Here is a 22,933-nt window from a genome sequence, read left to right as displayed (position 1 = left end):
AAAGTATGAAGATGATTAGAAGAATTTTAGTTTTTTTAGGTGTTGTATTCACCTTTGGAGTATTAGTTAATGCCACTCAGGAAGATTTAGCAGAGATTAAAGTTGAAAAACCGGAAGCGCAAAAAGCATTAGAAGAAAAACTGGTTAGTGATTACAATGTGTACGCTATTGAAATGCCGGAAAATTTGAATTTTGCAGGAGAGCTTGTGCCGGTTTCCAATCCTGATATCAGAGAGCGAATGGATAGAGAATTGTTGGTGAATACGTATTGGCAATCTAATGGGTTGCTTCTTTTTAAAAGAGCTCATAAATACTTTCCTGTTATAGAGCCTATATTAAAAGAGTATGGAATTCCTGACGATTTTAAATATTTGGCAGTGATAGAAAGTGGTTTGACACAAGCTGTTTCTCCTGCCAGAGCTACAGGGTTTTGGCAATTGCTGAAAAATACGGCAAGAGAGTATGGTTTGGAAGTGAATCAGAATGTCGATGAACGATATCATATAGAAAAAGCAACAATAGCTGCTTGTAAGTATATTAATCAATCTAAAAAACGTTTCGGTTCCTGGACATTGTCAGCGGCAGCGTATAATGCTGGAAACCATGGAGTGAGTAAGCGATTGGCTAGTCAGAAAGTCGATACGTATTATGATTTGTTATTAGGAGAAGAAACAGGAAGATATGTTTTTAGAATTATAGCGGTTAAGGAGATTTTGAGCAATCCTAAAAAATATGGATTTAACTTTGAAGAAAAAGATTTATATCAGCATATTCCTACCTACAATATCGTAGTGGATGAGCGAGTAGAAAACTTTGCAACTTTTGCTAAAGAATTAAATATTAATTACAAAATTCTTAAGCTACATAATCCCTGGTTACGTGAGCCTCATTTGAATAATGCTTCCGGGAAAGAATATTTAATTCAGATTCCGAAAGACGGGTATTATTCGACAACTACGGGGCAATAATATTTTTCATAATCAGGATATACTTTTCTTTGTTTTTGTATAGGTTGGGGTGGTAAGCTGGCAATTTCGATCAATCAGGCTCTTTAAAAAAAAATTCGAGGCGTACTGATTCTTGTCGCCATAAAAATGATTTTGGTAAAAAATAAAAAAGCACACTATCTAGTGTGCTTTTTTATTAATTATCTTCCGCTTTTTTGATGGAATCTTGTTCTCTTCGATAGCGTTCATATTCTTCGTCAATTCTCCTTTCTTCATCGGTTCTTCCATCTTTTCCGACTTTCTCTTCTTCTTTTTCAACTTCAGGAGGGCGACTATCCAGATCGGCAATTAGTAGTGATACTCCTTTTGATAGTGAATTGAAATGTATATTATATGAATTGCTCAATGATTCACTGGAATGATGTGTAACGATTTTTCTGATGTCGAGAATTTTTTTGTCAGGATCCATAAAATACATCATAGGAAAACCAAGAGAGTGTTTTAGTTTATTGATGATATGAGAATCTTGATTTGTCATCTCGTTTACATAGGCCAGATGTGTATGCGAGCTATAATCTTTTTCTTTGTCTTTTAATTTTTCTTTTGAATCCCAAAACAGTACAATGAAATCAATTTGATCATGAAATTTATCAACAAGATCATTAAAGGCTGGAATTTCTCCAATGCCAGGAACACACCAAGAAGCATAAGTGATTAAAAAAATTGGCTTCTCGTATTCTTCAAAAAAGATAGATTCTCCTTTTAGTGAATTGACACTAAAGTTATCCAGATAAGTTCCTTTGAGATGATTATTAATAAGAGAATCAAAAAGAAATTGAGCATGCTCCAAATCATTATTGTTGTATGCTTCATTAATTTTTAGGTTGTACTTTTTTATATGTGCAGAGATAGCAACAGAAAAAGGAATTTTGACTTCTTTTTGGGCATAGGTATTAGTAAAGTATATAAAAAGAAAGCCTAGAATTAATAATTTCTTCATTACAGATTGATTAACAATAGCTAATGTAATATAAAGTCTTTAAAAAAATGTATTTTGAGATAAAAACTTTCCCTTACTAATCTGAGGTGTATCAATTCAGATTAATAGCTTTTAAGATTAAACGTTAAAAATACAGCAATTAGTATGCCTATATTTTTTTCATTTGCTGTTTCATCATACTGATTTCTTTAGAAAGCATATTGTGCTTGTCTAGTTTTTTAGCTTCAGTAAGTAGCATTTGAGCTTCTCTTTTTCTACGCTTAGTCATTGCGATACCCGCAAGGTTTAATTTCGCAACCGCTAAATCCTGATTCATGGATAATCCTAATTTGATGGCTTTTTTTAGGTGCTTCTCTGCTTGGGTAATATTTTTTTGAGAAAGCATAATTCCTAATAAGTAGTTGTAATACCCTTGTTGTTTAGTAGTCAGAGCTGCTTCAGGGTTTTTGATTTTATCCAGCCATTTTTTAGCACCTTCAAAATCTTGCTTCCTCAATCTGAGAAATGCAATTAGAATAAGTTCATTCTTAAAATACAAAAACACAAAGATTAGCGATAATAGGATAAACATAATACCATTACCAATATACCCTTCAATGAATTGCCAAATTGCTACTCCGAATATAAGGATTGCGATAACTAATTTTATATTTTTGTTGTACATGAACGCTGCTATTTTTTTGAATTGCGGCAAAGGTAATAAAAACAAATAAAAATAATTTACAAAATCGGTTTGTGAAAGTAAAAACTCTTTGTATATTTGCCCGCAGTTTTGGAGTTACATCCTACAGAAGTGAAAAACATATAAAATCAAGAAGATTTATAAAGAATAGATAGCAACATGAAAAGAACGTTTCAACCATCTAAGAGAAAGAGAAAAAACAAACACGGTTTCAGAGAGCGTATGGCTTCAGCTAATGGTAGAAAGGTATTAGCTAGAAGAAGAAAGAAAGGCAGAAAAAAGCTATCTGTTTCTTCAGAATTAAGACATAAGCACTAATGGATATTAGTGATTGAAATAATAAAGGTGTTACTTTTACGGGTAACGCCTTTTTTTATATTTATTAGAGAGGAATTATTTAAGTCGATCATATTTATATTACATGCCAAAAAACGAAAAACTTAAGAGTATTTTAATTATTGGGTCAGGACCAATTGTAATCGGTCAGGCCTGTGAATTTGATTATTCTGGAACGCAAGCGTTGAGATCTCTTAGAGAGGATGGAATTGAAACAATTTTGATTAATTCAAACCCTGCAACGATTATGACAGACCCTTCAATGGCAGATCATGTGTATCTGAAACCATTGAATACCAAATCAATTGTAGAGATTTTAAAAGAACATCCACAAATTGATGCTGTTTTACCTACAATGGGAGGGCAGACTGCATTAAACTTGTGTATTGAAGCAAATGAAAAAGGAATTTGGGAAGATTTTGATGTAGAACTTATTGGAGTTGATATCGACGCCATTAATATTACAGAAGATAGAGAGCAGTTTAGAGAATTGATGCTCAAGATTGGAATTCCGATGGCACCACAAGCTACGGCAAATTCTTACCTAAAAGGAAAAGAAATTGCACAGGAATTTGGCTTTCCTTTAGTAATTAGAGCTTCATATACTCTTGGAGGAGCAGGAGCTTCTTTTGTTCATAAAGAAGAAGACTTTGATAAGTTATTGACCAGAGGACTAGAAGTATCGCCAATTCACGAAGTGATGATTGATAAAGCACTTTTAGGATGGAAGGAATATGAATTAGAGTTGCTTAGAGATAAGAATGATAACGTAGTTATTATCTGTACAATCGAAAATATGGATCCAATGGGAATCCATACAGGAGACTCTATTACGGTTGCTCCGGCAATGACATTAAGTGATAAGACATTCCAGAGAATGCGTGATATGGCAATCCATATGATGCGTAGTATTGGAGATTTTGCTGGAGGATGTAACGTACAGTTTGCAGTAAGCCCTGATGAGAAAGAAGATATTATTGCGATAGAAATTAACCCTCGTGTATCTCGTTCTTCTGCTTTGGCATCAAAAGCAACCGGGTATCCAATTGCTAAGATTGCTAGTAAATTAGCTATAGGATATACACTGGATGAAGTGAGTAATCAGATTACACAATCTACCTCAGCTTTATTCGAACCTACATTGGATTACGTAATCGTAAAGATCCCTCGTTGGAATTTTGATAAGTTTGAAGGTTCAGACAGAACATTAGGATTACAGATGAAGTCTGTAGGAGAAGTAATGGGGATAGGAAGATCCTTCCAGGAAGCATTGCATAAAGCGACACAATCTCTAGAAATTAAGAGAAATGGATTAGGAGCAGATGGTAAAGGATATAAGAACTATGATCAGATTATAGAGAAATTAACCTATGCGAGCTGGGATCGTGTCTTTGTAATTTATGATGCAATTCAAATGGGAATTCCATTAAGTCGTATTCATGAGATTACCAAAATAGATATGTGGTTCTTAAAACAATATGAAGAACTGTATAATCTAGAAAAAGAGATTTCTACCTTTACAGTGCAGTCATTGAGCAAAGGCTTACTATTAGAGGCAAAACAAAAAGGATTTGCCGATAGACAGATCGCACACATGCTTAATTGCTATGAAAGCGAAGTATATAAGAAAAGAGAAGAACTGGGAGTAAAACGAGTGTATAAGCTCGTGGATACATGTGCTGCTGAATTTAAAGCAGCTACACCATATTATTACTCTACTTTTGAAGAAGAGATTAAAACAAAAGAAGGAGAGACACTGATTTCTAATGAAAGTGAAGTTTCTGATAGAAAGAAAATTGTTGTTTTGGGATCAGGCCCTAACCGTATCGGACAAGGGATAGAATTTGATTATTGTTGTGTACATGGAGTATTAGCAGCTGCGGAATGTGGGTATGAAACTGTAATGATCAACTGTAACCCTGAGACGGTGTCTACAGATTTTGATACGGCAGATAAGCTGTATTTCGAACCGGTTTTCTGGGAGCATATTTATGACATTATCAGACATGAAAAACCAGAAGGAGTTATCGTTCAGTTAGGAGGACAAACTGCTTTAAAATTAGCAGAGAAATTAGATAGATACGGAATAAAAGTTTTAGGAACTAGCTTTCAGGCATTGGATCTGGCAGAAGATAGAGGAAGTTTCTCTACATTGTTGAAAGAAAATAATATTCCATATCCAGAGTTTGATACTGCAGAAACAGCTGATGAAGCATTAGCGGTAGCAGACCGATTAAACTTTCCTATACTGGTAAGACCTTCTTACGTATTAGGAGGACAGGGAATGAAGATTGTGATTAATAAACAAGAATTAGAAGAGCATGTAGTAGACTTGCTTCGAAAAATTCCTAATAACAAATTATTATTAGATCATTATCTGGATGGAGCTATTGAAGCAGAAGCAGATGCTATATGTGACGGAGAAAATGTCTATATTATTGGTATTATGGAGCATATCGAACCTTGTGGAATTCACTCGGGAGATTCGAATGCGACCTTGCCTCCGTTTAACTTAGGAGAGTTTGTGATGCAACAAATTAAGGATCATACCAAAAAGATTGCTTTGGCATTGAATACAGTAGGGTTAATTAATATCCAGTTTGCTATCAAAGATGACATGGTATATATAATAGAGGCAAACCCAAGAGCTTCTAGAACAGTTCCTTTTATAGCAAAAGCATATGGAGAACCTTATGTGAATTATGCGACAAAAGTAATGCTTGGAGATAAAAAGGTAACGGATTTTGATTTCAAACCACGATTAGAAGGGTATGCAATCAAGCAACCTGTATTCTCATTTAATAAGTTCCCTAACGTAAATAAAAAATTAGGACCAGAAATGAAGAGTACAGGAGAAAGTATCTTGTTTATAGATGACCTGAAAGATGATGAATTTTATGATCTATACTCTAGAAGAAAGATGTATTTGAGTAAATAAATATTCTTATTTCAATAAAAAAAAAGCTTCAGTTAATTACTGAAGCTTTTTTTTTATTAAACCATTTGAGGTATAGTGAGTCATATAATAGTATACAAAACATGCATGTTTGATTAATGAATAATTTATAACAAGCTATATTATGAAAAAGTCAAGAAGAAATAAAAGTATTATTAGTCTCATGGTATTGGGATTGATGATTACTCATTCTATATGTGGTCAGGATATAACAACTGTAAGAGCAACAAATGGGGAAACTGGAGAGCATTTGAATCTGGAAGCGGTTGCATCTGTTTTTGGAGAAGCGAGAGACTTAGAAGATTTTGAACAGCGATTAAATGATCCGGCATCTGGATTGTCTAATTTAGACCTAAATGACGATCAACAGGTCGATTATCTGAGAGTAGTAGAAACTGTAGAGAAAAACACACATCTTATTGCAATACAAGCAGTGATAGGGGCTGATTTATATCAGGATGTAGCTACAGTAGAGGTTTTTAAAGACAAGAACAATATAGAACAAGTACAACTAGTAGGAGATGTGTATTTATATGGGAGTGCATATATTATAGAACCGGTATATGTTTATAGACCACCTATTTTTACGGTTTTCTGGAGACCTTTATACCGTCCGTATCGATCTGTTTTTTATTGGGGAAGATACCCTAAGTATTTCTATCCCTGGCGTCCGGTATCAATACAGTCTTATAGAAAAAATGTATATGTATCTATTAATAGAAAACATGTGTATCGGAGAACGACGATAAGAAGATCTGTAGCAGCACCTCGTATGCATATTACTATACGAAAAACAGGGGGAGTAACTCACTATCCTTCTAAATCGTTTCGTGTAAAGAAACAGGTGGTAGTGGTCAAAAAAAGAAGTCCTAAGCCAGTTGCGGTTAAGAAAACAAAAGTAGTAACAGTAACAAAGAAAAAGAAAGTATCAAAAAGCAACAAGCCTAAAAAAGTAGTCCGAAAAAAAATAAAAAAGAACAGTTGATGTGTGTGATGATCACCTGTAAGGGGTAGTAGAATACATATATCACTTTTCTACTACCCTTTATTTGATAGTTAACAGATAAGCGTTATAAGCGTATTGTGTCATTAGAGTAACATATGTCTGTATTCTTAGATGGGTTATTTTTCAGGAAGTCCACTTTTTTCCCATTGTACGATTGTATTGATGTCTGCATCGGACATTTTTCCTGCAGGAGGCATAATATTTAAGGTATTTGTAGTTGATATTCTGCCTATCATATCGCGATTCTGCATGGCATTTTTAACTTCTTGGAAAGTCTCTAGTGGCATAGGAGCTCCATTAGCCAGAGGGGTTTTGTGGCAACTGATACAATGTGTGTCTACAATAGACTTCACATCTGCTTCATACGTTTTTTTTTCGACAGGATCAATAGGATCAGTTACAGGAGTAGCATCATCACTACCTCCACAATTGAGAAAGAAGTATGATAGTAAGATAAGTGTCAATAGTTGATAAGTAGTTCTCATGTTGCTCCTTGGTTTTATTGGCACCGCCAAAGGGTATACTAACCCAAGACCTGCCTTGAAATTGAAAATTTGTTTCTAACGAATACCTCATGGATTTGCCCGGAGGTAGTTTAATGCCTGTATCTTGATTCAATGATTTTTAAGATATCTATTATTTTAGCTGATAAATACAAGAGGGAAATCATACTCATTTCATAAGAAATCCCTTTTTAGATTATCAGGAAACTAACTATTTATGTCTGATGTCCGATCTTGTAAAACATACATATATAGTACTATATGTATACGTGGCAGACACTTTTCAAACGAATTGATCATTTTAGTATTGTGTGTGATTAGTTTGCAATCACCGGATAATCTTATATAAAAGTAGTAAGATCAAGTGTTTTTATGATTTTAAATAAACGTTAAAATGTCTAAAATATAATTATTCTAAATAATGTTTTGGATTTATAAGGAAGACTAACTTTTCCGAAAAAGAGAATTAGTACGTTGAAACAGGCATTGAAATATAGAAACTTTTGTTTGAAATGTAAATAATACTTTTTGCGGCAATTATAGTACGTTTTACGTTATATCAAGGAGGTTACAAAACAGTACTTTTATCAGGTATTTTGATTGATAGAAAACATGAAAATATCCTATTCGTATACTATTATATGTTGTCTGTTCTTTTTTTGTAGTTTATATGGACAGAAAGAGAAAAATTACGTTTATAAACATGTTATTTCCTCTGAAGTTTTAGGAGAAGATAGGATGGTAACTGTTTTTTTACCCAAGAATTATTATCACCCGTTGGCTGTAAAAAGTAATTTTGGGGTTTTGTATGTTCTTGATGGGGGAAAGAAGAAGGTGGTAACTAATGGAGTATATGATTTTTTAGCAAATGGTGTAAAACCAGCTATTCCCGAATTAATTATCGTAGCAATTCATCAAAAAAACAGGATGTTTGATTTGACACCTACAAAAGCGACGACTTTTCCGAATGGTAAAAAAACAAAGCGATACGAAAAGAGTGGAAATGCTTTTGCTTTTTATGAATTCATAGCAAACGAAGTAGGAGAGAAGGTAAATAGAATGTATAGAACCAGTGGGTTTAATATATTGACGGGCCATTCTTTTGGAGGACTTAATACACTGTATACACTTTTAGAAAAAGAAGGATTTTTTCAGGCATTTATAGCTTCAGATCCTAGTTTGTGGTGGGATAACAGAAGGTTGTTTTATGATGCTAAAGAAATGTTAATCTCAAAGAAGTTTACAAATAAAAGCTTGTTTCTGGCAATTGCTAACCAACAGGGAACTCCATCAATGCCCACCAGTAATTTGCATCAGGAAACGATTAAAAGTTTTGCAAAATTATTGGATAATTCCAAAGAAAATGGACTGCATTTTAAGCATAAATTTTATGAAGACAGAGAACACCATTCTGTCAGTATGATTGCTTTGCAAGATGGATTGTCGTTTATTTTTGAAGACGTTTCTTTTCAGTCAACTGATTATAAGTTGACAAAAGAAAAATTACAGGAACGCTATAAAGTATTATCAGATAAAGTAGGAATGTCTTTTAATCCTAGTATACTACAAATTGTAAACCTGGGAGATCTTTTTTCTTTTAAAGGAAATAAAAAGAAAGCCTTGCAGTTTTATAAGTGGGCACTGGAGGAATCTCCTAATAATATACTGATCAAAGAAAGAATAACAAAGATTACATCATAAGTAGTAATTTGAAAATCTCCATACAGAAGAAAATATATAAAATGATTGTTAAGGGTACAGACAAAAGTTTCTTATTTATTTCGGAAGTGTGGAGATTCTTCTTCTGATACTTCAATAATAAAGTATTTAGTATCTCCAAGCCAGGAAAAAGTGCTAAACCGTTCTTTGTATTTTAATTTTACATATCTCCCCTGAAGTTGTTCCAGTTTGCGAATTACTTCTTTGTGTTTATCCTCTACGGAAAAGCTAAAAATTTGTGCTCCTGAAATACCCTGACTAATTTCTCCTTCATAGGTTTTAAATACAATTCCTTTTTTACTAAACTTAATAAGTTCTCCACTTCGAACTCCTTCGCTAAAACTGGAATAATATATAAAAGCAAAGTATGCTGCGAATGATAGTATGATAGATGCAATAATAATTGCTAATATTTTTTTCATAATCTATATCAATAAAGAAGGCTAAGGTACTTAAAAATAAAAAAGTAAAACAGGGAAGTGATATCTTATTCAGTAGCCTTTTTTAATTTTATTAGTTTTTGAAAAAGAATGAAGAAACCAATAGCAGATACAATCCATCCTAAAATTGAGATCCCATAACTGATCTGGTAATAAATCTTAAATCAATCAAATCCCGCTTCTGAGGAAAAATACATTAATACAGAGGGTAGTAAAGAAGTTAAAAAAGAGACTGATGATCCGGTAAGGATAAAAATTCCTTTTGTGCTTATTTTCAGTTTTGAAAAGATAATAAAGTGTAGTACAAATCAATAAAATAACTGGGATGTTGTATAGCAGAGTTGTAAAAACCTGTATAAAAAGCCTTTCTGGATCCATTAAATAGATATCAATTTATTAAATCGTTATCTTGATTTGCTCGTTTAATGATTGCATCAGGAAGTGATTTTTTTGCTTTTGCTCCCATCTTTTTTAATTTTTCGACACTTGTTATAAGATTTCCGCGTCCTTCTACTAATTTGTTCATAGCAGAGGAATAATCTTTTTTGGCGTCGTCTATTTTTTTTCCTACTCCAGTCAGGTCTTTTACCAGTCCTTCAAATTTATCGTATAAGGCACCAGCTTGTCTGGCAATCTCTAAAGCATTTCGTTGCTGTTTCTCATTGTTCCACATAGTATCAATAGTTCTTAATGTGGCTAATAAGGTCGAGGGAGTAACAATAACAATGTTTTTTTCAAAGGCTTGGTTATACAGCTTATTATCTTCATTAATGGCTAACGCAAAAGCAGGTTCTATAGGAACAAAAAGCAATACAAAATCCGGGGATTCTATATCGTATATATCCTGATAATTTTTGGAAGATAATTGATCTACATGTCTTTTTAATGAAGTAACATGCTCCTTGAGATAACTCGTTTTTTGTTGTTCGTCATCTTCATTGATAAAACGTTCATAAGCAGTAAGAGAAACTTTGGAATCTACGATCATTTTTTTATTATCAGGAAGATAGATCACTACATCAGGCAAAATTCGTTGCCCATCCTCTGTTGTGAAACTTTGCTGTACGAAGTATTCTCTGTCTTTTTCTAATCCGGATTTTTCTAAAACTCTTTCTAGGACTAATTCTCCCCAGTTTCCTTGGATTTTGCTATCTCCTTTGAGTGCTTTAGTTAGATTCGTTGCTTCTTTACTCATCTGCTCATTAAGGTCTTTTAGACCTAAAATTTGCTGTCGCAAAGCAGCGTGATAATCAATACTTTCCTTATGAGTTTGATCCACTTTTTTTTCGAAATTGACAATTTTTTCCTGCAGTGGAGAAAGGATGTTTTTTATATTTTCTTTATTCTGTTCGGTAAATTTATTAGATTTTTCATCTAGGATCTTATTTGCTAGATTTTCAAACTCTTTTGTGAATTTTTCCTGTAGCTTATCAACCTCTTCCTTTTGTTCTTTGTTTTTGAGTAACAAATTTTCAAACTCTGTATTTCTTCGTGTGAGTTCTGTATTGAGAAAATCTTTTTCCCTTCGTATATCTTCTCTTTCTTTTATGATATCGGAGAGTTGTTTTTCTATTGTGTTTTTATACTCCTGATATTGTTGTTTGGATAATTCGGACTGTTGAACTGCATTTTTTTTGAATTCATCGTATTGTAACTGAATGCGATTCGATTTTTCTTCCAAGGTGTTTTGTTGGTTCTTATTCTTTAGACCAGCAACATATTTTCCTATAAAAACACCAAGTAAGATAGCGATTACGGCTACAATAAGTAAGATGTATTCTGACATGCTTATTTTTTTAGACCAAAGATAAAGATTAGTTGGTATTTCTATAATATTGGATAAAATAAAAAAGGCTAATTCTTTTACGAATTAGCCTTTGGTATCGTTATAAAATGTGTACTATAGTTGTACTTTGATATCTATTTTGATAAAATCTCCGGTTCCAAAAGTTCCTGATACTTCTGTTACTTTGATAAGCCCTTTCTTTCCGTAGTTATCTACGAATTCAACAACGTCCCCTGCAGAAAGAGAGTTAATCGTCTGATTAGTTGACTGTGTTACAAAATCTAAATCAGTAGCATTGCTTATTGCATCAAACTCGGCAGTTGTCTTAGTAGAAAGACTAAAATATGCTTTGTTGAACACCTCATCAGCAGGTGTATTTGCTACAGTAGCAATGTTAATAATATTAGAAGGATAATCATCAGTAGAAGATAAAGAAGCTTTTCCTGATGCTCCATAGTAATATCCGAAATCCCAAAGAGCAGCATATTCTTCTCCTTGATTAATTTTGTATACAGAGTTATTGTATAAAGAGAGGAAAGTACTAGAAGATCCATCTGCTAACGGAGCAAATAATTGAATTCCTTCATATACGTGAATTCCTGAATTACTATTGTTACCATTACCATACTTAATCGTAATCGTACCAATTACATCATCACCTAAGGCATTTCTTTTGGTAATATCCCTAAAGTCTCCACGACCTGTAGTTGCCCAGAATTTATATACAACTGTTCCGTTGGTTAGGTTAGCAGGAGCGTCTAAGTTGATTTGAAATTCAAAATCTTTTTTGTCGTCTCCAACCAGGTCTAATGAACCATCTGGTTTTTCATCAACTTCCTGTGATGTAAATACAAAAGGTTCTTCTCCGACACCACCAATATCTTGTGTAATGTATAAACGTCTCATAGATTTAGTAGTAGAGGAGAACTTTACTTTAGCTTTAATGGTAGATCCAGTATTACTATCAGCGTTTACAGAAACTTCTCTTTTGTTGCCAACATTATCTTCTGTAACAATCAATTCTGCGTCAAACTCTGAAGTAGGATCAGTGATAACTAAATCATCGTTATCATCTTTACTACAGCTAAAAGATAAGCCAGCAGCGATAATTAATACTAATACAGCTTTGAATTTGAAAATTTTGTTCATTTTTGAAATGGTTTTAATTCAAAAACAAAGGTAGGCTGTTTTGCTAGAAAGTGTATGAGTGTTTCGCACTGAAATTGTATAGTTTTTCCATAATCGGTAAAATAAACCGATGAAATGCATTTTTACAAGTATAAGATCTCTTTTATAGGGCTGAGAAAAGCTAGTTTCTCACTTTATAAGTGCCGGTTTCACTGTCAAAAATGATGAGATCCTGAGGGAATAGTGAAGAAAAGCTTCTACATTGAATCAGTTCTTTTGGTCGTCCAAACTCAAACCCATCTGTATTCATGACAATCATTTTGTCACATAATTGAATAGCAAAATCAATTTCATGAGTAGAAAATAAGATGGTTTTTTTCGTTTCAAAAGCGAGACGTTTTAGCAGTTTTAAGATATATGCTTTGTGATAGATGTCGAGATGAGTTGTAGGCTCATCCAGAAGGATGATAGGAGTATCCTGAGCAATGGCTCTGGCGATGAGTACCTTTTGCAATTGCCCGTCACTGAGTTCAAAGCATCTTTTTTCTGTTAATTCATTAATATGAGTGATATCGATCGCTTTTTTGACAATATTAATATCTTCTTCAGTCAATTTTCCTACCCAGTTGGTATATGGATGTCTTCCCAGTGCAACAAGTTCTTTTACGGTTAGATTTTTAGAAGAAATACGCTCTGTAAGGACGACACTTAATTGGGTAGCAAGTTCCTGTGGAGTGTACTTTCTGATTTCTTTGTCGGATAGAAAAATAGACCCATGTAATAAAGGATGTACTTTAGCGATCGTTTTCAAGAGGGTAGATTTTCCAATTCCATTAGCTCCTACGAGTCCGATAAGCTCTCCTTCATAAAGTTTTAAGTTAATATCAGCAGCAACTACCATAAGCTTTTTATGCTGACGATAACCGATAGATAAGTTTTCGGTTTGGATAACGATATGTTGATTTTCCTGACTCAATTTGTTTAATCTTAAAATAACATTTTTCTTTTGCGAATGAGTAGCCATATCACCACAGGAGCACCAATTAAGGAGGTAACTGCATTGATTGGCAATGTGATCTCCATTGCAGGTAATTGTGCCACAGTATCACAGCAAAGCATAATAATACTTCCCAGTAAGATAACTGCTGGGAGTAATATTTTATGATCAGAGCTATGAAATAGTTGCCTGGTTAGATGGGGAACAGCTAGTCCTATAAAAGCAATAGGTCCAGCAAAAGCTGTAATGCTACCGGCTAGTAAACCTGTAGCGACAATAACTAAAAAACGTGTTTTTTTTATATTTACACCTAAACTACGAGCATAGTTTTCACCAAGTAGCAAAGAGTTTAGCGGTTTGATAGCTAAAATGGTTAATATAATACCTACGATAAACATGCTACTTAATATCCCTAAGTCATACCAGGATAAATTCCCCAGACTTCCTAATTTCCAAAAGGTATATTGTTGTAATTGCTCTGCGGGGGTAAAATAAGACAGTACACTGACGATGCCACCTGTAATACTGCTAAACATCAATCCGATAATCAGAATCGCCATGGTATCTCTTACTTTATTAGAGATAGCAATTACCGATAATAAAACGAGAATACTTCCTATACTGGAAGCTAGAATTGTACTCCATTTAGAAACAAAGAAAGTAATTGCTGCAATCCCGGAAAGGTGAATACCCAATACCAGTATGGCAACACCTAAGCTAGCTCCTGAGCTCAGTCCTAATACATAAGGGCCAGCTAGAGGGTTCCTGAAGAGTGTCTGCATCAGAAGTCCGGAAACTCCCAGACCACTTCCGACAATAACTGCAGTAAATGCTTTGGGTAGTCGATATGAAATAATAATATGTCTCCAGGATTCTTTTTCGATGGTTCCACCAAGCAAACTTTGTAATGTATCTTCCCATGGGATCACTGAAGAACCTAGACTAATATTAGTAATAAAACACAATATAGCTACTACAGAAATAATAGTAAATGCGAGACGATATGATGTATTTGGGGTCAATTGTCAAGTTTTTTAAAGAAAGTTAATTCATAATTTTCTAATAACTGAGGATGTGCAATTTTTATTAAATCTTTTAGTATTAAATCTGGTTGTAAAGACCCTAGTTCATAAAAAATGGTACCTCCTGTTTTTCCTTTGATTAAGGAAGATGAATATACGGATTCATTTTTAAATGCATGAAAAAGAGTGTATTTATCGTTTTTATGTGATAAATCTGTAAGTGTAGGAGCATGAAGAGGACCTACCCATATATCGGCATTCATTCCTTTTTCAAGTGCAGTTTCAAAACTCAATTGCAGGCTTCCGGATGTAGAATCATCAGCCCAGATATAGGTAGTATTTGCATCTTTTAGGAGTTGTGCTTTATAACTATTTCCTCCAGGAGCGTACCATATGTCTTTATACATACTGCCATAAAGAACAGAAGGGCTATTGGTTGCTTGTGCTGCCTTTTTTTTTGCCAAGAGGTATTCTTTTTTGATGTTCTCGAAAATGAGAGAAGCTTCATTTTCTTTATCGAGGAAAGCAGCTATAAATTTAATCCATTCTGATCTTCCTAAAGGGTGTTGCTCCATCCAGGAACCATTATAGATAACAGGGATTCCTAAAGTTTCTAATAGATCATATGCTTTTGTATCTCCTGTAGCGGAAAATCCGATAATAAGATCAGGAGATAATTCCATTGCGAGTTCGGTATTGATAGCACTCTCATTGCCAATATCGGATATTTTTTTTTCTTCAATTCGCATTCTGGTTTTAGGAGAAGAGATATAATCCGTATGAGGAAAACCAACTATTTTGTCTTCTGAACTCAAAGCCTCTATTTTAGGGATGTCAGTAGTTGAGGTTGCGATGAGACGTTCAACAGGTACTGGGATAAAAATAGCATTTGGGTTATTATGTACTGGTTTTTTTTGGTTTTTGGGATATGTAATGTAGGTATAGGTAGTTGTAGTACCGGGCCAGGGAGAAGAAACGGTAATTTCCTGATATGTTTTGGTTTTCTTAATAGAAAATCCCTGTGCATATTCGATAGTTACTTCTGACACTATTGGTGTTTCAGAAGAAGTATCTGCTGTATCAGGTGTCTTTTTTTTGCAGGAAAGTACAGTAAGACATATGATTAGATATAAGGAGGTTTTGAAGGTTTTATAACTGAATAACATCTCCATAAGCTATTTTTATGTTGAAAGAATCTTTTAGCGATATATTTTGTAAATAAGAGAGTAAAGCTCGTAAACTACCTGCATGTGATACGATAATTATTTTTTGTGAGCTGGAATGGGGGAGGGATTGATAGAAAGAAACCACTCGTTTCTGTAGCGCTATGTAGGATTCGCCATTTGGTACCGGAGTTGTCACAAAATCATCCATCCACGGTTTTAACTCTTTTTGATCTATGGCGTCCCATGATTGTAATTCCCAATCCCCAAAATTTAATTCTTTTAACCGTTCATCATATACAACTGGTTTCTGGAATGTTTCTGCTAATAGTTTACAGCGAAGTAATGGACTGGAATATACAGTTGTGATTTCAGATAAGGGAAGTTGACGGTGTATATTTTCTTTCTCCTGGTCGAAAGTATCAACAACTCCTATATCACTCTGTCCATAGCATATTCCTTTTGCTATATCAGGGGTAGTATGTCTAATTACATAAATTTCCATATGCTGATTATTGTTAGGTAATATATAACCTCACTTACTTGCTGCACAGCTCCGGCACAATCACCTGTTTGACCTCCAATCCATTTTTTGAATTTTTTAGCGAGGTACATTTTAGAAATGTACATAGTCAATATACTGATGAAAAGCCATAAATTTTGAAATAAAAATAATGGGAAAATTCCTATAAATCCATTGATTAATAGAGAAGAAATACTTATATCAGTAGCGGTAGTTTTTACTTTACTACTCTCTTCTTCTCTGGCATAAGGGAGAGTATACATAAGTGTAGTAGCAATAAACCGGCTGAGCATATGCCCACTAACCAATACCAGTGGGATATATGCGATATCAATAGCGTGTAAGGCATAAAACTTAAGTGCTAAAATAGAGACAATTCCGATGCTTCCATATGTACCTATTCGGGAATCTTTCATGATTTCCAGAATTTTCTTTTTATTCCATCCACCTCCTAAGCCATCACATACATCGGCAAAACCGTCTTCATGAAATGCTCCTGTACTGTAGATTGATGTAATCATAGCTAGTATGATAGAGATTTCTTTTGAAAAAACAAAAGAAGAAGCATAGAAAACGGCAGCACTTAATCCTCCGATAATTCCCCCGATTAATGAGAAGTATCGGATGCTTTTTTTCTGATATTCCTTTTGATGATGTACCCAGGAAGGGCAAGGGATTCTTGTAAAAAACATAATAGCAGTCAGAAAAATATGAATCTCCTTTTTTATCATTTTTTAGGGATACGTTATAAGGAAATAAAAATAGTAAGTTTTAATTACAAGAAAAATTTCCAGAAAGGAACAAAAGTAATTATTAATAAGAATATCCCCATTACAATTCCTAGATAACTGTATTTGTATTGTTGTTTATAAGAAATAATGCCCATATACAGACTGAGAAGACCCATAGAAAAAGTGAGGATTTTATAGACATTATAAAAGATCGTGACAAGAGGAGGAGACTCAGGAGCTGTACTTTCTGTCGTAGCAGCTTGGTACGTTTCGTAGTTTACATAATGTATAAGATAAAAACCACAACAAGCTATTAAAACAGAAAGTACTCCTCTTGTCATTTATTATTGTTTTATCGTTTTACCACTTCATCACTGACAGCAGCATCTTCAAAACTAGCCATTTGGTTTAAAAATGAAACGGCAGATTGAATGATTGGTAAAGCAATTGCAGCCCCGGTTCCTTCTCCCAGGCGTAAACCAAGATTAAGAAGGGGGACCTTATCTAAAAACCGAAGCATTTTCTGATGTCCTTGCTCCCCGGAGTTATGGGCGAATATACAGTAATCAATTACTTTGGAGTGAATAGCCTGTGCAGCTAATAGTGCAGCAGTAACAATAAAACCATCAATGATGATTGTCATTTTTAACTGTGCTGCTTCTAAAATAGCCCCTGTAATCATAGCAATTTCAAAACCGCCAAATGTGGCTAATGCTTCCATGGCGGATTTAGGGCTATAACTGTTATATACTTTAGAAAGAATATTAATTTTATTTTGGATGGCGGCTTCTTGCAATCCGGTTCCGGCACCGATACAATCTTCGATTGGAATTCCGGTATAATATGCCATTAATAAAGAAGCAGCAGATGTATTCCCAATACCCATTTCTCCAAAAGCAATAGTATTACAATCATTTGATTGATGCTCTTTGACGATGGTACTTCCTCTTTCGATGGCAGCATGTAATTGTTGAGGAGTCATAGCAGGTTGTTCCTGATAATTTTTGGTACCATAATCAATTTTAGCATCGATAAGACCTTCCACATCCTTAAAATCAAAGTTTACTCCTGCATCCACAATACTTAAATTCATAGTATTCAGATTGCAGAAGGTGTTAATTGCAGCTCCTCCTTGTAGAAAGTTAAAAACCATTTGAGAAGTAACTTCTTGTGGGAATGGATTTACTTCTCCTTTGGCAGCAATGCCGTGATCTCCAGCAAAGACAATCATGGTTGGGTTTTGGATCGATGGTTCGAGTGTGTTTTGGATTAATCCAATCTGCTTTGCAATACACTCTAATGTTCCTAAAGCTCCTTTTGGTTTTGTTTTGTTGTCAATTTTGTGTTTTAATTTTCCTTCTAATTCATCATTAGAAATAGACGTTATATTAAAATTCATTTGTGGGGTTATGTTTAATGTAATTCAAATATAATATTCGTTTTTCAGAGTTTCTGTATTTTTCTTATGTATTAGAAAAACTTTTTATTGTTACGGGAATACCGGAAATCATTAAAATAGCCTTGTCTGATTTTTTTGCTATGTATTGGTTCATCCATCCCTGGAGTTCGGTGAATTGCCTTCCTACTTTCGTACTGGCATGAACTCCCATTCCTATTTCATTAGAAATAATAATAATAGTTGCATCTATAGCTATAAGTCTGTCGAATTCCTTTTTTGCTTCTTCCAGTGCTTTTTCCACATCATTATCCAGATCGACGAAAAAGTTCGTCAGCCATAATGTTACACAATCAATAACTACGACACTTTTTTCGACAATAACGGAAGCAATTTTTTTCTCTTCTTCGATAGAAGTCCATCGGTCATCTCTTTCTTTTTTATGCCTGTCGATACGTTGTTGATGATTTTGATCCCAGACTCTGGATGTAGCAAGATAGTAAGGTGATTCGGAGAGCTCTAGAGCAAGGTTTAGGGCATAATTGCTTTTTCCTGATCGTTCTCCTCCTGTTATATAGTACAACATTGAATATTGTTTTAGTGCTATACAAATCTATTAAGATTTATTAGTCTTTTTAAAAAATAGATGAGAATTTCGTAAAAAAATACTTTTTTTTAGGAGTTTAATTGCGAAAAACATGATACATTTGCTGCGATTTTTTTGGTTTTTTAATACAATACTAAGTATTAAAAATTAAAAGGGAATCAGGTGATTTGATTTTTAACATATCAATATTCCTGAGCTGTTCCCGCAACTGTAAACTCAGCCATCTATACAATTAAGTTATAGGGTACTTATTATTATAACTGCATAACCACTGTTAGGAATTTTCTTAATGGGAAGGAAAATAATAAGATGTAAGCCAGGAGACCTGCCAGAATTCATTTGTAAAGTCAAACTTTCGGGATAAAAGTTTGGGTATGGGTAAACTACATACTTTTTTTCCCTTTTTATTAATTTATGTATGAATACATTAAAAAAGAAAGCGTTTTATAGCATTGCATTGTGCGTGCTGGGAACTAGTGTTGTAATCTCTCAAGAGAGCGGAGAAGAAAAAGTAACAACACTAGATGAGGTGGTTATTTCTGATTCTAAATTTGAACTGAAGCGAATCCACAGTGGTAAGGTAATTACTAAAATTAGTAGTAAGGAGCTGGAAAACAGTAAAGGGCAATCAGTAGCAACAGTTCTAAATAGAGTGGCAGGAGTAGAGATTAATGGAAACAGAAGTGCCGGAGGAAGAGTGTTGGGATATTATATCCGGGGAGGAAGAAACAGACAGGTGATTGTAAGAATAGATGGTGTTACAGTTAGTGACCCTTCTACGATTTCGGGAGAATTTGATTTGAGATTGTTATCGACACAATCAATTAAAGAGATCGAAATTCTCAAGGGAGCTTCTAGTACTCTGTATGGATCGGGAGCTGCCACTGCAGTAATTAATATTACAACAAAATCAGCTTCTAAAAAATCGATAAGCGTTAATTTTGATTCCAGTATAGGGACAAACCAATCTCAGGAAGATCAGGAATATGATGTGGCAGAGTTTATTAATCGGGCTTCTGTTAATGGAACTGTGGGTAAGGTTTCGTATATAGCGAGTTTTAGCAACCGATTTTCTGATGGAATTTCGGCAGCAGAGAAGTTACCGGAGGATACTTCTGAGAGTACATTTGATAAAGATGCGTACTCTCGGTTTAATGTTGCAAGTAAAATAGGGTATCAATGGAATGACCGGTTTAAATTCCATGTTTTTGGAAATCTAGATCAGTTTAAGAATGCCTATGATGCAGGAGGAGCAGCAGATGCTGCGAATAACTCTTTTAGTCGTCAATTACGAGGAGGAAGTCATTGGGAATATCAGTATGCTAATGGAAATATAGTAGCAGAAAGTAACTACTCATTATTTAGACGAAGTTTTGCGTCAGGTTCCGGATATCGAATTTCTGATAGTCGTTCCTTTACCTTTGATGTGTATAATAAATATACTTTTGCCGATGACCTTCATACGGTTTTGGGAATCAACGGAGCCAATAACGATTATGAAGCGTTTCAGGGAGCTAATGAATTTTCTGAATTAACACAGATAATCAATGATGAAGCAGCTGATTTTGATATTTTAGATCCGTATGTAAATCTGGTATATACTTCTCCTTTTGGGATGACAATTAATGCAGGAGCTAGGTTAAATATTCATAGTGAATATGGAACACACCTGGTATATAGTATAAATCCTTCATATGCATATGCTATCGGAGAAGAAAATACAATAAAGGCACTGGCTTCTTATAGTACAGCTTATATTACACCTACTTTATTTCAGTTATTTTCTCCTTCTTATGGAAACAGGGAACTAAAACCGGAAGAGAATAATACAATAGAAGCAGGTTTAGAATGGGCTAAAAAGAAAAATATGCGTGTTAGTGTCGTTTATTTTAATAGAAAAGAGAAAGAATTTGTAGATTTTGTAGATACTGGGAATTTTGTGTTTCAATATCAAAATGTGGCAGATTCTTTTAATACGCAAGGAGTAGAAGTAGAAGTATTGACCAGAATACTGAAGGATCAGCTGACAATGACAGGGAATTTTACTTATACAGATCTGGATGACGAAATTTCTCAAACCAGAATTCCTGAAATAAAGTTTAATGTTGGTGTTGGATATCAAATAAGCCCTAAGACATATTCTAATATAAGTTATCAGTTTAATGGAAGAAGAGAAGATAACTTTTTTAACCTGGCAACTTTTGCTTCGGAACCTAGGACATTGTCTTCTTATGGAGTTTTAGATGCTGCTATAAATCATCAGTTACTGGATGTAATGACAGTCTATGCTTCTGTTGATAATATATTAAATGAAGAATATCAGGAGATTTATGGATTTAGTACGCTGGGACGAAATGTGCGAATAGGAATGAATCTCAAATTTTAATATATATAGCTGAATACTCCTGTTAACGACGTAAGAGTTATTATAGAAAAAGCCTGCAATTGCAGGCTTTTTCTATAATGGTGTATGACGTTTTATTTTATTCATTGATAAAATTAAGGTCAACATCTTCTTTGTACATTCTCTGATAAGAAGAGGTAAACATTTTAGTTTCTCCAATTGTAGAGAAATGTATTGCGTTTTGTTTAGCAGAGTTCGCAGGGACAGTACCATTAGTGATATGATCTAATGCACTTTTTAAGAAAGGCTCATTAACGTCTCCTAAAATTCCTAAATTAGCTAGGCTCTCCGAAAATTCAAAATCAGGAGTAAGCCCGTTATCATAATCTGTAACTCCATTTTTATTAGCTGATTTTAAAACCAATGGCTGGATTGCATACGTATGATCTTTACTAGCACCTTCTCTTCCAAAATTAGGAGAATCATAAAGTGTAATGGAGGCCTGATGTTTTCCGGTTGTATTTTCTCCGATATGAATGATATCGATATAGGGTTCTAGTCCGTTCATTACTAGTTCACTGGCTGAAGCAGTTCTGTCTGTAGCCAGAACGTATAACTTACTTAGATTTAAAGAGTTTAGAAGTGTACCGTTTCTGGTAGTATCCTGAAATCTGTTGATCAACCTTTCTGGATTCGTTGATTGAAAATGTGCGGTTAATTCACTATTCCATATTTCTTTAGAGAAAACTTCTCCTTTGAACTGACCTGTAATCATAGCAGATAGGTCAATTGCTGTTCGTACTGATCCACCTCCATTATATCTGAAATCTAAGACTAAATCCGTAATACCATCAGTCTTGAACTGACCAAAAGCATCATTTAATTGTTCATCATAATCTCCTGTAAAACCATTGTACATTAAATATCCGATTTTTTGCCCGTTATAATCAATAGTTTTAGCAATATAAACTGGGTTTTCTGCATATTCTACCTGGGTGAGAGCTACTGATTTGGTAGGAGTTAGATCACCGTGGGATACAAATCCTACAGTATATGAGTCTCGCCCGAAAATTTCTCCAAAATTCGAATTAACGGTTAGTTTTTCACCATCAATTGTAGCAAAAATATCTCCTCTTTTTATGCCTTTGTTTTCGGCATCTGTTCCAGGTAAAATATATCTCACATATCCAATCACATCATTAGAATTTGCAGCGGCGCGAATTAACCCAAAATCCATTCCGTTACTTTTAGAAACTCCACTAAAGTTTTGCTCTAACTTGATATAGTCATCAGTAAGAAAACTAAAGCGGTCTTTAGGGGTCGTAGATTTTAATTTTTCATAAAGAGCTTCAGGAGTAGCAAACGTACTAAAATATTTATTTTGATCATTTACAGAACTAAAACGATTATTGGCTAAGTCAGCTACATTTTCTTTATATAAATATACCTGATTCATTCCGTTCCATATAAAACGGTGAATATTTTGATGGGGATTGTTAACTTCATTATCTGTATTTGGAGTAGTGTTGTCATCATCTCCAGAACACGAAATCAATAAGGCATTAAAAGACAACAGTAGTAGTAGTAAGTTAAATTTTGTTTTCTTTTTCATATTAGTTTGTTTTAATTCACACATTCATTATATCA

The 22,933-nt window shown here is 34.1% G+C and carries 21 protein-coding genes and 1 riboswitch; of the genes, 6 read left to right on the top strand and 15 right to left on the bottom strand.

What is annotated here, in order from left to right:
* Positions 1 to 5: 5 nt before the first annotated feature.
* The gene (locus ACFSTE_RS14300; protein ID WP_378255519.1) at positions 6 to 968 is read left to right on the top strand and encodes a lytic transglycosylase domain-containing protein; all 963 of its coding nucleotides are present in this window, start codon (positions 6 to 8) and stop codon (positions 966 to 968) included.
* 175 nt (positions 969 to 1,143) lie between these two features.
* On the opposite strand, the gene ACFSTE_RS14295 is transcribed toward ACFSTE_RS14300, so the two are convergent.
* Together ACFSTE_RS14295 and ACFSTE_RS14290 are read right to left on the bottom strand one after the other, a co-directional pair.
* Entirely contained in the window at positions 1,144 to 1,947 is an 804-nt protein-coding gene (locus ACFSTE_RS14295) for a TlpA family protein disulfide reductase (RefSeq protein ID WP_176029768.1), read from the bottom strand.
* 148 nt (positions 1,948 to 2,095) lie between these two features.
* Positions 2,096 to 2,611, bottom strand: coding sequence for a tetratricopeptide repeat protein (locus tag ACFSTE_RS14290; protein ID WP_176029769.1), 516 nt, complete (start codon positions 2,609 to 2,611; stop codon positions 2,096 to 2,098).
* A 177-nt stretch (positions 2,612 to 2,788) separates the two neighbouring features.
* Between ACFSTE_RS14290 and rpmH the strand changes: the two genes are divergently transcribed.
* The 3 genes from rpmH (at position 2,789) to ACFSTE_RS14275 (ending at position 6,906) form a co-directional block, all read left to right on the top strand.
* Positions 2,789 to 2,947, top strand: a complete 159-nt coding sequence (rpmH, locus tag ACFSTE_RS14285; RefSeq protein WP_176029770.1) for a 50S ribosomal protein L34 — start codon at positions 2,789 to 2,791, stop codon at positions 2,945 to 2,947.
* 103 nt (positions 2,948 to 3,050) lie between these two features.
* Positions 3,051 to 5,903 carry a carbamoyl-phosphate synthase large subunit gene (gene carB, locus ACFSTE_RS14280; protein ID WP_378255516.1) on the top strand — a complete coding sequence of 951 codons (2,853 nt, stop codon included), beginning with the start codon at positions 3,051 to 3,053 and terminating at the stop codon, positions 5,901 to 5,903.
* Between the two features lie 142 nt (positions 5,904 to 6,045).
* Complete coding sequence (locus tag ACFSTE_RS14275; protein WP_378255514.1) at positions 6,046 to 6,906, top strand: hypothetical protein; 861 nt, start codon at positions 6,046 to 6,048, stop codon at positions 6,904 to 6,906.
* A 137-nt stretch (positions 6,907 to 7,043) separates the two neighbouring features.
* Here ACFSTE_RS14275 and ACFSTE_RS14270 read toward each other — a convergent pair whose 3' ends face one another.
* Complete coding sequence (locus ACFSTE_RS14270; protein ID WP_176029773.1) at positions 7,044 to 7,412, bottom strand: c-type cytochrome; 369 nt, start codon at positions 7,410 to 7,412, stop codon at positions 7,044 to 7,046.
* A 630-nt stretch (positions 7,413 to 8,042) separates the two neighbouring features.
* Between ACFSTE_RS14270 and ACFSTE_RS14265 the strand changes: the two genes are divergently transcribed.
* Complete coding sequence (locus tag ACFSTE_RS14265; protein WP_378255511.1) at positions 8,043 to 9,131, top strand: alpha/beta hydrolase; 1,089 nt, start codon at positions 8,043 to 8,045, stop codon at positions 9,129 to 9,131.
* 71 nt (positions 9,132 to 9,202) lie between these two features.
* Here ACFSTE_RS14265 and ACFSTE_RS14260 read toward each other — a convergent pair whose 3' ends face one another.
* From ACFSTE_RS14260 to ACFSTE_RS14210, 11 genes are all read right to left on the bottom strand, one after another.
* Positions 9,203 to 9,571: a 6-phosphogluconate dehydrogenase gene (locus tag ACFSTE_RS14260; protein WP_176029775.1), complete on the bottom strand. Its 369-nt coding sequence runs from the start codon at positions 9,569 to 9,571 to the stop codon at positions 9,203 to 9,205.
* 406 nt (positions 9,572 to 9,977) lie between these two features.
* Positions 9,978 to 11,375 carry a DNA recombination protein RmuC gene (rmuC, locus tag ACFSTE_RS14255; protein ID WP_378255509.1) on the bottom strand — a complete coding sequence of 466 codons (1,398 nt, stop codon included), beginning with the start codon at positions 11,373 to 11,375 and terminating at the stop codon, positions 9,978 to 9,980.
* A 114-nt stretch (positions 11,376 to 11,489) separates the two neighbouring features.
* Positions 11,490 to 12,524 carry a hypothetical protein gene (locus tag ACFSTE_RS14250; protein ID WP_378255507.1) on the bottom strand — a complete coding sequence of 345 codons (1,035 nt, stop codon included), beginning with the start codon at positions 12,522 to 12,524 and terminating at the stop codon, positions 11,490 to 11,492.
* A gap of 160 nt (positions 12,525 to 12,684) precedes the next feature.
* A complete protein-coding gene (locus ACFSTE_RS14245) occupies positions 12,685 to 13,479 on the bottom strand; it encodes an ABC transporter ATP-binding protein (RefSeq protein ID WP_176029778.1) in 795 nt (264 codons plus the stop codon).
* An 11-nt stretch (positions 13,480 to 13,490) separates the two neighbouring features.
* Entirely contained in the window at positions 13,491 to 14,522 is a 1,032-nt protein-coding gene (locus tag ACFSTE_RS14240) for a FecCD family ABC transporter permease (RefSeq protein ID WP_378255505.1), read from the bottom strand.
* On the bottom strand, positions 14,519 to 15,694 hold the full coding sequence (locus tag ACFSTE_RS14235) for an ABC transporter substrate-binding protein (RefSeq protein WP_378255503.1): 1,176 nt from the start codon (positions 15,692 to 15,694) through the stop codon (positions 14,519 to 14,521). The genes ACFSTE_RS14240 and ACFSTE_RS14235 overlap by 4 nt, the downstream gene beginning before the upstream one ends.
* Positions 15,672 to 16,190 carry an alpha-ribazole phosphatase gene (gene cobC, locus ACFSTE_RS14230; protein WP_176029781.1) on the bottom strand — a complete coding sequence of 173 codons (519 nt, stop codon included), beginning with the start codon at positions 16,188 to 16,190 and terminating at the stop codon, positions 15,672 to 15,674. The genes ACFSTE_RS14235 and cobC overlap by 23 nt, the downstream gene beginning before the upstream one ends.
* Positions 16,175 to 16,939, bottom strand: a complete 765-nt coding sequence (locus ACFSTE_RS14225; RefSeq protein ID WP_378255500.1) for an adenosylcobinamide-GDP ribazoletransferase — start codon at positions 16,937 to 16,939, stop codon at positions 16,175 to 16,177. Before ACFSTE_RS14225 ends, cobC begins: the two co-directional genes overlap by 16 nt.
* A 44-nt stretch (positions 16,940 to 16,983) precedes the next feature.
* Positions 16,984 to 17,280, bottom strand: a complete 297-nt coding sequence (locus ACFSTE_RS14220; RefSeq protein WP_176029783.1) for a hypothetical protein — start codon at positions 17,278 to 17,280, stop codon at positions 16,984 to 16,986.
* A gap of 11 nt (positions 17,281 to 17,291) precedes the next feature.
* Complete coding sequence (cobT, locus tag ACFSTE_RS14215; protein WP_378255498.1) at positions 17,292 to 18,338, bottom strand: nicotinate-nucleotide--dimethylbenzimidazole phosphoribosyltransferase; 1,047 nt, start codon at positions 18,336 to 18,338, stop codon at positions 17,292 to 17,294.
* Between the two features lie 64 nt (positions 18,339 to 18,402).
* On the bottom strand, positions 18,403 to 18,921 hold the full coding sequence (locus ACFSTE_RS14210; protein WP_176029785.1) for a bifunctional adenosylcobinamide kinase/adenosylcobinamide-phosphate guanylyltransferase: 519 nt from the start codon (positions 18,919 to 18,921) through the stop codon (positions 18,403 to 18,405).
* A 119-nt stretch (positions 18,922 to 19,040) separates the two neighbouring features.
* A riboswitch (cobalamin riboswitch) is annotated at positions 19,041 to 19,289 on the top strand.
* Positions 19,290 to 19,360: 71 nt separating this feature from the next.
* Here ACFSTE_RS14210 and ACFSTE_RS14205 point away from each other — a divergent pair.
* On the top strand, positions 19,361 to 21,328 hold the full coding sequence (locus tag ACFSTE_RS14205; RefSeq protein WP_378255496.1) for a TonB-dependent receptor plug domain-containing protein: 1,968 nt from the start codon (positions 19,361 to 19,363) through the stop codon (positions 21,326 to 21,328).
* A gap of 97 nt (positions 21,329 to 21,425) precedes the next feature.
* Here the strand turns inward: ACFSTE_RS14205 and ACFSTE_RS14200 are convergent, their stop codons facing one another.
* Positions 21,426 to 22,898, bottom strand: a complete 1,473-nt coding sequence (locus tag ACFSTE_RS14200) for a S41 family peptidase (protein ID WP_378255494.1) — start codon at positions 22,896 to 22,898, stop codon at positions 21,426 to 21,428.
* Positions 22,899 to 22,933 lie beyond the last annotated feature (35 nt).

The sequence above is a fragment of the Aquimarina hainanensis genome, from assembly GCF_042684685.1.
Lineage (GTDB): Bacteria > Bacteroidota > Bacteroidia > Flavobacteriales > Flavobacteriaceae > Aquimarina > Aquimarina hainanensis.
Note: the sequence above shows the minus strand (reverse complement) of the source record. Positions and strands in the feature narration are given on the sequence as shown.